General features: G+C 50.7%; 10 protein-coding genes. 5 read left to right on the plus strand and 5 right to left on the minus strand.

The window, feature by feature from the left end; genetic code table 11:
• Window positions 1-34: 34 nt before the first annotated feature.
• Window positions 35-1,978 (minus strand): elongation factor G, encoded by a 1,944-nt coding sequence (locus QOS01_RS06585; RefSeq protein WP_283621640.1) that lies wholly within the window; start codon window positions 1,976-1,978, stop codon window positions 35-37.
• Complete coding sequence (locus QOS01_RS06590) at window positions 1,971-2,432, minus strand: universal stress protein (RefSeq protein WP_283621641.1); 462 nt, start codon at window positions 2,430-2,432, stop codon at window positions 1,971-1,973. The genes QOS01_RS06585 and QOS01_RS06590 overlap by 8 nt, the downstream gene beginning before the upstream one ends.
• 178 nt (window positions 2,433-2,610) lie before the next feature.
• Between QOS01_RS06590 and QOS01_RS06595 the strand changes: the two genes are divergently transcribed.
• The 3 genes from QOS01_RS06595 (at window position 2,611) to QOS01_RS06605 (ending at window position 4,641) form a co-directional block, all read left to right on the plus strand.
• Complete coding sequence (locus QOS01_RS06595) at window positions 2,611-3,624, plus strand: lipoate--protein ligase (RefSeq protein WP_283621642.1); 1,014 nt, start codon at window positions 2,611-2,613, stop codon at window positions 3,622-3,624.
• 154 nt (window positions 3,625-3,778) lie between these two features.
• The gene (locus QOS01_RS06600) at window positions 3,779-4,186 is read left to right on the plus strand and encodes a hypothetical protein (RefSeq protein ID WP_283621643.1); all 408 of its coding nucleotides are present in this window, start codon (window positions 3,779-3,781) and stop codon (window positions 4,184-4,186) included.
• Window positions 4,183-4,641, plus strand: a complete 459-nt coding sequence (locus QOS01_RS06605) for a hypothetical protein (protein ID WP_283621644.1) — start codon at window positions 4,183-4,185, stop codon at window positions 4,639-4,641. Before QOS01_RS06600 ends, QOS01_RS06605 begins: the two co-directional genes overlap by 4 nt.
• 461 nt (window positions 4,642-5,102) lie before the next feature.
• On the opposite strand, the gene QOS01_RS06610 is transcribed toward QOS01_RS06605, so the two are convergent.
• The 3 genes from QOS01_RS06610 to QOS01_RS06620 form a co-directional block, all read right to left on the minus strand.
• A complete protein-coding gene (locus QOS01_RS06610) occupies window positions 5,103-6,278 on the minus strand; it encodes an MFS transporter (RefSeq protein WP_283621645.1) in 1,176 nt (391 codons plus the stop codon).
• A 278-nt stretch (window positions 6,279-6,556) separates the two neighbouring features.
• Window positions 6,557-7,414 carry an SAM-dependent methyltransferase gene (locus QOS01_RS06615; RefSeq protein WP_283621646.1) on the minus strand — a complete coding sequence of 286 codons (858 nt, stop codon included), beginning with the start codon at window positions 7,412-7,414 and terminating at the stop codon, window positions 6,557-6,559.
• A 9-nt stretch (window positions 7,415-7,423) separates the two neighbouring features.
• Entirely contained in the window at window positions 7,424-7,837 is a 414-nt protein-coding gene (locus QOS01_RS06620; RefSeq protein ID WP_047768500.1) for a helix-turn-helix domain-containing protein, read from the minus strand.
• Between the two features lie 103 nt (window positions 7,838-7,940).
• Between QOS01_RS06620 and QOS01_RS06625 the strand changes: the two genes are divergently transcribed.
• Together QOS01_RS06625 and QOS01_RS06630 are read left to right on the plus strand one after the other, a co-directional pair.
• A complete protein-coding gene (locus tag QOS01_RS06625) occupies window positions 7,941-8,921 on the plus strand; it encodes an alpha/beta hydrolase (RefSeq protein ID WP_283621647.1) in 981 nt (326 codons plus the stop codon).
• Window positions 8,922-8,931: 10 nt separating this feature from the next.
• Window positions 8,932-9,297, plus strand: a complete 366-nt coding sequence (locus tag QOS01_RS06630) for a DUF1304 domain-containing protein (RefSeq protein ID WP_283621648.1) — start codon at window positions 8,932-8,934, stop codon at window positions 9,295-9,297.
• Window positions 9,298-9,355: the final 58 nt, after the last annotated feature.

Consider the following 9,355-nt stretch of genomic DNA (forward strand, 5'->3'; position numbering starts at 1 on the left):
TTTGTCGGCAACCGTTTGCTGGTCTATTCCTGTTTTAAAGTGATTTACGGTAGGGAAAGTGCGCCATTTCCGGGACCTTATCCCAGCGGACCGGGTACCCTGCACCATGGGCACAAAAGACTGAGTCGGGGGTGTTGGCGAGGTCCGCGGTGGGCACGTACTTTGCCTGGGCAATTACTTCGTTAGCGTTATGACACGGCCGGTAACCATTAACAACGCATTCGAGGTGGCCCTGGCCGTGACTGTAATTACGGACGGCGGTTGCGTAATCGCGCATGGTCGCAACCGGTGCTTCCCCGGTCAAAAGGGCCTGCGACTGGCCAGTATTCGGGGCCAACTTAAACGTCCCGTCCATCTTTTGAATATCGTTAATTGCCCGGCCAACCTCATCCTGGGGGACGGTCAACCGGTAGCGGTAGTAGGGTTCCAGAAGAAGGCAGTGCTTGTGGGCCGCCAGTTCCATTAATCCCTGCCGGACTGCCCGCCAGGTTGCCTCGCGGAAGTCGCCACCAACCGAGTGAACGATGCTTCCCTTGCCACCAATCAAGGTAATTTGCACGTCGGTCAGCGGTGCACCAGTTAAGACGCCCCGGTGTTCTTTGGCCGCCAGGCTGGTCATGATCTGCTGCTGCCAGTTGTGGCTAAGCACGTCAACGCGGCAGTCGGCGGCAAAGCGCAGGCCGGTCCCGGGCTTCCCCGGGGCCAGGAGGAGGTGAACCTCGGCGTAGTGCCGGAGGGGCTCAAAGTGGCCAACCCCCTCGATAGACGCGTCGATGGTTTCCTGGTAGAGGATTTGTCCCTGACTAAACTTGAGCTTGAGCTGGTAGCGTTCCTCCAAGATCTGTTCCAAAATCTCCCGCTGCACTTCTCCCATTAGGTGCACGTGGATTTCTTGGAGGTGCTTTGACCAGGTTACCTTGAGCTGGGGATCCTCGTCTGCAAGCTCCCGCAAGGCTTTCAGACAGGCCTGGAGGTCGTTGTCACCAATCTCAACCGCGTACGATAACACCGGCTGCATTTGCGGACGGGGGGTGTTAGCTTCCGCCCCAATGCCCTGCCCCGGGAAGGAAGAGGTCAGGCCGGTGACGGCACAAACCTCCCCAGAAGGAACTGTCTGGGCAATGGTAAACTTGTCACCGTCGTAGATACGGACCTGGTCCACTTTTTCGTCAGGAAGGAGGACGCTCTTGGCCCGCAGGCTTCCCCCGGTGACGCGGAGCCAGGTCAGGCGGTTGCCGTTGGGATCATGGGAAATCTTAAATACCCGGGCAGCAAATTCCTGCTTGGTGGGACGTACGACGGTCCACTTAGCGAGCCCATCCAGGAGGTTGGTAACTCCAGTCATCTTTAAAGCAGAACCGGTAAAGCAGGGGAAGACCTTCCGCCCTTTGATCAGGGTCCGGACCGTATCTTCACTTAGCTTTTCCTGGTCGAGGTAGCTAGCGAGGACGGTGTCGTCTTGCATGGCAATCGCTTCGGCAGCCTCGCCCGTGGTTACCTGGCCGCTGGTGAAGTCGATGCAACCGGCGGAAAACTCGTCTTGCAACTGGTTAAGGACCCGTACAGAATCGGCCCCCACGCTATCGACCTTATTGATAAAGATAAATACGGGGATGCCGTAGCGCTTGAGAAGGTCCCACAGCGTCCGGGTATAGCCCTGGATGCCATTGGTTGCGGAGACCACCAGAATTGCGTAGTCGAGCACCTGGAGGACCTGTTCGGTTTGCCCGGCGAAGTCAATGTGGCCGGGGGTATCAAGCATTGTGAGGGTGAGATCATGGTAAGACAGGCGGGCCTGGTGGGTGAAAATCGTGATTCCCCGCTGCTTTTCTAACTGGTCAGGATCAAGAAAAGCATCGCCGTTATCAACCCGGCCGAGCTTGCGCAGGTGGCCAGACTGGTAGAGCAATGCTTCAGAAAGGGTCGTTTTGCCGGCATCAACGTGGGCGACGAGGCCGGTAACAATTTGCTTAGTCATTTTCTGCAATCCGCACAACCATGACATCGCTGAGGGCGTTCCGGTTAACGTAGGAGGTAACGGACCCCACCATGAACCGTTCCATACCAGAGATCCCCGTGGCCCCAATCACGATGAGGTCGTTGTGGTGGTCCTTCGGGAACTCACGGGCAATGACCCGCTTCGGGTTACCAAACCGGATGTGGATGCTGACGTCGGTAACTCCAGCGTCAATTGACTTTTGCTTCAAGTCTTCCATCCGCTCCTGGGTACGGTGGACAGCGTCATAGGTCTGCTCGTCACTCAAAACGGCATTACTGTAACCATCGGTCAACTGGTCAACCTGGGTGATGGTCAGAATGTCGAGGTGGGCGTGATTACGGGCGGCAATGTCGATTCCCGCTTCGAGAACCTTGCTGGTCGCTTTGGAGCCGTCGATTGCGACGAGAATGTTTTTGTATTGTGAATCTGCCATTGTAAAAAACTCCTTTGTCGATAGTATTGTTTATTTCTATTATACTTTTTTAATATAGCAAAACAAAATAATTGAAAACGTTTGCAGATAAGTTTAAACTACTCGTAGAGACTTAAAAGACAAATAGTTTATTTTAGTCTAATAATTGTGACATCTTTCACAAGTAAGGAGTAATATAATGCGTTATGTTTCAATGACTTCCCACAATATTGGGATGAACTTAGCAACCGAGCAGTACCTGATGAATGATAAGGATTTTGGGAACGAACCACTGGTCCTGTTCTACTATGAAGAACCATGCATTATCGTTGGCCGGAACCAAAACACGGCCGAAGAGATTAACCAGGATTACGTAAAGGAACACAATATCCGGGTTACCCGGCGTCTTTCTGGTGGTGGCGCAGTCTACCAAGACCTGGGGAACCTCTGCTTCAGCTTTGTGGTTCCAAGCGACAGTGAGGAATTTGGTGACTTCAAGTCATTCACGAAGCCAATTGTTGACGTCCTTCATAAGATGGGAGCCACGACCGCAGAAGTCAGTGGGCGGAACGATATCCTGGTTGACGGGAAGAAGTTCTCTGGTAACGCAATGTACTCCAAGAACGGCAAGACCTTCTCTCATGGAACCTTGATGTTAAACGTTGACCTGAGCGTGGTTGCGGATGCCCTCCACGTTGCCAAGGATAAGATTGCCTCTAAGGGAATCAAGTCCGTCCGCTCCCGGGTTACTAACCTGCGGCCATACCTGGCTAAGGAATACCAAAACATCGATGTTCCAACCTTCAGGGATGACCTGATCAAGGGGCTCTTCAACGTTGACAGCCTCGACGAGATTAAGGATAAGCAATACGTTGTTACCCCAGAAGACCAGAAGAAAATCGACAAGATCTACGAACAGTACTACAACAACTGGGACTGGGTTTACGGCAAGAATCCTGAGTTTACGTTGAAGCGGCGGAAGCACTTCGACATGGGGACGATTGATGCTCGGTTGGACGTTAAGGATGGCGTGATCAAGAACATCAAATTCTTTGGTGATTTCTTTGGCCCGCAAGACGTTACGAAGCTGGCTGACCAGCTGAAGGGCGTTAAGTACGACCACGATGAGATTGCCAAGGCCCTTGAAAAGGCGGGGACCCAGCAATACATTACGGGAATCCCAACCGACCAGATTGCGGATTTGCTTGCCTAATTGAGCTTTGTCCAGTTATCTAGTAGAATGGGAGTGAAATACAAAGGTTAAACCTTGTACTCACCCCCGGGTGATCGTGAAAATAAATTGACGGGGAGACAGGTATTGACCTGGCGCCCCGTTTTATTTTAAATTTAGGAAAGTTGGTAATGAGATGAAGAACTCTGATAAGGTAATTGTGGTGACGTCCGTAGCGGCGGCCCTGGCAATGGTCTTGGACGCCATCATGTCCATCCAGCACGGCTTACCGCTGACGAGTGCGCCCGTGTGGGGCCGCTTGCTGGTATTTATTATTTTAGCGGCAGTCGTCAACGGCCTGGCACTCGTGAAAATGCGTTTTTGTGGGTACGCCACAATCTTTGTGAACCTGTACTTTGCGATTGCTTGTTTGGCCGCTTTTCAGACCGTGAACCAGCGGACGAGCTTTTTTGGCATCATCGTTGAGGCCCTAAGTGTTATCGGTATCCTGGTCGGTTGTGCAGGAATCTATTATGGCATCCGGCAGCGGGCTGAATATACCCGTGCCCGGATCAAGAAGTTAGAGGAGCGAGCTAAAAAATGAAGATGACAGTAGCAGACTACTTAGCCCAGGTAACTGGTGACCAGGTAACCACGGAAACGGTCGAAAAGACGGCCGCCCAAGCACAGCAGAAGACGACCCTCAAGAAGGGAATTCAGTTTATGCTGGACCAGCTTGCGCAAGGGACACTTGGGCAGTACGTAATTAACGTGAAGATGAAGAAGGGTGACCCACTGAGCCTCCGCCTGGAGATGAACCTCATCAACATCCCAATGGGCGAAGCAGAGCGCCTGGATCCAAAGCTCTTGGACCAAGAACCCGCATACCCGGTGAACCTCTACATGGTGCTAGAGGGGGATGACGTCAACAAGTCGGGCTTGCGGATCGATGAGTTGGCAAACGATACTGACCAGGCCGGTAGTGTCACTAACCTGGTCCAGCGTGCCCAGGAATGGGTTGCCGAACACGTGGCAGCAACGGTTGAAAATCGGGCCTAATCCTTGTCTTTTTTGTAATCTTTGCTAGAATAGATGTTGCGATGAGTCGAGAGGTCTGGTAGCAACCCTAATTGCTGCCATTAGACATTTCGAATGTGGGGCACGTTAACTCACCGGATTGTGAGGTGCCCGGTTGAAGGCGAAGTGGACATCGCCTTTTAACCTGAGATGATATCAATACACAGCCAGCGGTTAGCGGATGCTAGCCGCTTTTTTTGTGCACCCTTTTAAATTAATCCCCTAAAGATAGTGCATTTTTTCACGTAAGGGCTTACAATAAGGGTGAAAGCGAGGGTGAGCATTATGGCAGAAGCATATTATGGCGTTTCAGTTGTTGCGTTGATGGCAATCGTATTTTTGCTTTGCTTATAATTAGAATGATGGTAATGAAAAATAGAACCATAAAAAATAGCGACGGGGAGAAATAACTTTCTTCCGGTCGCTTCGTTTTTTAAATTAAGTTATTTAACTGGGTACCGCATCCCCGTGTAGCGGCGGCTCAAAATAATCACCAGAATGGTGGCAAGCAGGGCGTATACCGAGCCGACGTAGCCGAGGTGGTTCATAGTGGTAAAGTGCATGGCCTGGGATGCGGTGAAGGACCCTAATGAGATACCGATGTTGGCAAAGATCGAGTTTAATGAGGATGCCAGGTCTAGTGACTGCGGGTATTCCTTTTCCGCAATGTCTAAGAACATCAACTGGGTTGAAGAACCATAGCAGGAAAAGGCAATGCAGAGTAAGCCAACTACGAGAATAGCCAGCCACTTAAATGATAATAAGGGACCAAAGGCAACGTACAGGACAAACATAATACCGTAAATCAATGGTAACCGGTGGACGCCTCCCCGGTCAGCCAGGACCCCACCGAACTTGTTGCCGAAGATGAAGAAGACCCCCATCGCAAACAGCAGCCAGTTTAACCAGGTGTTATTAAAACCCATCTCGTTAGTGATCAGGGGACGAATGTAGGTGTAGATCGTATAATCCGCCGCACAGATTGAAACGACGAAGATAACCCCGAGAATTACCCGGGAATCCTTAAAGAGTACGAACTGTTTGCCTAAGCTGCTTTTTACCTGGGGAGTATCCTTGGGAACCAGCCAGAGAAGGAAGGCAAAGGCCAAAACCGTAATGACGGTGACCATCCAGAAACTGTCATGCCAGGAGAAGGTGGTACTAATAATGGTCCCAATGGGAATCCCGATGACGGAGGCAATGCTGAACCCGGCAAAGACCCAGGATACTAGGCTTGCCCGCTTTTCCCGTGGGGCTACAAAGCTGGCCATTACGAGGACAAGTGAAATGATAGCCCCCGCAACGGTCGCGGTCAAAATCCGGGACAAAAGGAGGGACGTAAAGTTAGTTGCCAGAGAAGACCAGGTGTTACCGACCAGGAAAATGACCATCAACCATAACAGGACGTGGTGCCGTCGCCAACGGTTGGCTAGCGAGGTGATGATGGGGGTAAAGACGGCGTAGATCAAGGCAAAGACGGTGACGAGCAGACCTAACCGTGACAGTGAGTCGTGGTATTCATGGGCAATATCCGGCAGGACACCGACAATCATGTATTCGTTGCAGCCGAGCATAAAGGCGATGAACACGAATAAAATTGCTTGGAGACGGTACTTCATTATTAGTTTTCCTCCTTAGTTTCAGATTTTTCGCAACCAGAATATTGTACGGGAAATGGGCCACTTTTACTAGGAAAAACTAACAGAAATTTGAAAAAAGTCAGGAAAAATTTTGGGGCGGCCCGGCATTAGCTACAAGGCCCGCCGTTAATTTTTGTATCAAAGCGCTTGTGCATTATCTGATGAACAAGCAGGGGCTCACCGGTCCCAGTAATACCAAAAGCCTTCAGCTGTCGATCTTGCTGAAGGCTTTTTAACGTGTTCTAATCCTCGTGTAATTATTTCACGAGGTAAATTTGTTCGTCAATCAGGTCAAAGGAGTGGAGCTGCTGGTTGACCTTCTTTAAGTCTTCGTCCTGGCTCAGCTTGGCTTCTTGCCAGAACTTCTTGGAGTCGGTCGCCCCGTCCTTCTCACCGATTACCAGAAAGTGGACGTCAGGGTAGTCTTCGCGAATAAGTTGGAGAACCTCCCAGTCCGTTTCCTGCTTGTCAGGCGCCCAGGACATGATAATAAACTGAACGTCGTTACCGTACTTCTTGACTGCATCAACTGCGTCCAGGCGCTCAATCTTGGTTACCGGGTGCTTACCCGTTTCGTTTTCCCTTACCCAGGCCTGACTGTCCGTGGTGTAAATCTGCTGGGTAGGGTTATTATTCCGCAACCCCTTGGAAATGTAACCATTACCGGCCATCAATTCCAGGACCGGTGCGCCATTAAGGTAGTTCGACAGGGCCTTAGCGAAGGGAGCGTTGACGTATGACCACATTCCGTACGTGTCCTCAAGGTAGTCACGGAAGTTGCGCAGGTCCTTATCGAGCTTGGGCAAAGCTGCGCTGTACTTATCCCATAGGGCATCGCCGTGTGGGTCACCCTGGGGGTAGTGGGCGTTCACTTTTTTAAAGATCGTGTCTTGAATGTCATCAGGGAGGAGTAACCGCGGTAATGGTTGTGGTAGTAAGCCGTTTTTCAAGAGGCGGTCACTTTCGAGGGCGTTATTAATCAGGTACTTGATGGCGGGAAAGTCGTTGAACAGGTCCCGGTAGTTCATCAACCGTTTGATATATGGGTCCTGGTGCACGGTCTGCTGAGCCTTTTTAACCCGCTTCTTTAACTTTTTAAGTTTCTTTGGATTCATTGTTGGTCCTTACTTTAACTTTAGATTCAGCTGTTCCTGCTTGCCATAGAACTTATCGGTATCCCGCCGGTTATTCTTTCCCTTCAGGTAACCGTCAATCAGTTGAAATATTTCGTAACGGTCCTCGCTGGTGAGGACGGTCTGATTGAACGATAGGTTTTTCCCGGAGAAGAATAACTTGCCGAGGTCGAAGTCATCCCGGTCGGTTTTACCGGTCAGGTAGTCCAGACTGACATCAAAAAATTCGGCCAGCTTACGTGCCTCGACGTATGATGGGGTCCGAATTCCCCTTTCCCAGTTACCAATCTGGGAAGCGGTATTGGGCTTTTCGTTGGGCCCAAGGTTTTCGTTCAGGTGCTTGGCCAGTTCTTTTAGGGTGATTTTTTGTCCCTTCCGCAGTGCACGGAGCCTTTCTGGAAACATTCTCTCACACTCCCTTTAGTGTCTCACATTCTATTTTAACAAAAGAAGATTACAAAGTAACGGAAAGTGTGCTAAAATACTCGCATTGATTAAAAAATACGACATGGGGTTAATCATTTTGAAAAAGCAAGCAAGTAAACGTCGCCATCGTCTCTGGCGGTGGCTGGTCGGAATCGTTGTCGTAATTGCCGTGGCCCTCTTTGCGGCGGGTAGTTACTTCTTTAACGTGGCGATGGTTCCTAGTCATAAGTCATTTGTAAACAACTCAAACCGGATTAGTAAAAGTGATCCACTGTATAAGCAGAAGATGTGGTTTAAGCGGGCCCATAAGGAAAAGTGGACCATGGAGTCGGCCAGCGGGCACTACCGCCTAGTTGCTGACTACATTCCAGCTGCCAAGAAGACGACTAAGAACGTCATTATCCTCCACGGCTTCATGGGTAAGAAGGAGCGGATGGGGGAATACGGGGCCATGTTCCACCAGATGGGTTACAACGTATTGATGCCGGACGCCCGTGCCCACGGCCAGAGCCAGGGAAAGTACATTGGTTACGGCTGGCCCGAACGTTACGACGTCCGCAAGTGGGCCAATAAACTGATTGCCGAGAACGGCGCAAATAGCCAGATTGTGATCTTCGGGGTCAGCATGGGTGGGGCCACAACGATGATGACCAGTGGCATCGCCCTTCCGCACCAGGTTAAGGCCTTTGTGGAGGACTGTGGTTATGACAGCCTTGAAGGGGAACTTAACTACGAGGCGGGAAACCTGTATAATATTCCCCGAGTAATTCGTGCACCGTTAATTGGCAGCCTGAGCCTGATCAACCGGGTAAGAAACGGCTTCTACGTGCATAGTGCTAGTGCGACGGCGATGCTTCACAAGAACCACCGCCCGATGCTTTTTATCCACGGCAGTGATGACCACTTTGTTCCTACCCGGATGGTTTACCAGAACTATTCTGCCAGCCGGGGGCCCAAGCAACTGTGGGTCGTAAAGGGTGCCAAGCATGCGGCATCGTACGCCAAGGACCCGCACCAGTATCCAAGACGAATTGCCCACTTCTTAAACCAGTACGTTAAGTGAGGCGGAAAAAATGTTATTGATCTTTTTAGTGATGCTCGTGGCGATTGAGCATATTGGCATCATGCTGATGGAACTGTTTGCTACCCCGGCCCAACAGGCAGAAGCGTTTGACCTGCCGGAAGAATATACCCGTCAGCACGCTGCCCGGGTGGCCTTTGCAAACCAGGGAATTTACAATGGTGCCCTGGGTGTAATGATGATTCTCAGCTACTGGCTGCTAAAGGGACCAAACCTAATCATTGCCTGGCAGATGATGTTGATTTTCGTCATGGTCGTAGCGGTCTTCGGCGGTTTTACCGCCACCAAAAAGATCTGGCTTTTCCAGCTGCTGCCGGCATTAGTAGCATTTTTGGTAACGGCAGATTGCAAGAAATAACTTGAACGAATTTAATGACGTAAATTAAGCAGGAAGATCTCGATTGGTGTATGCCAGT

This window comes from Limosilactobacillus avium, assembly GCF_947381485.1.
GTDB lineage: Bacteria > Bacillota > Bacilli > Lactobacillales > Lactobacillaceae > Limosilactobacillus > Limosilactobacillus avium.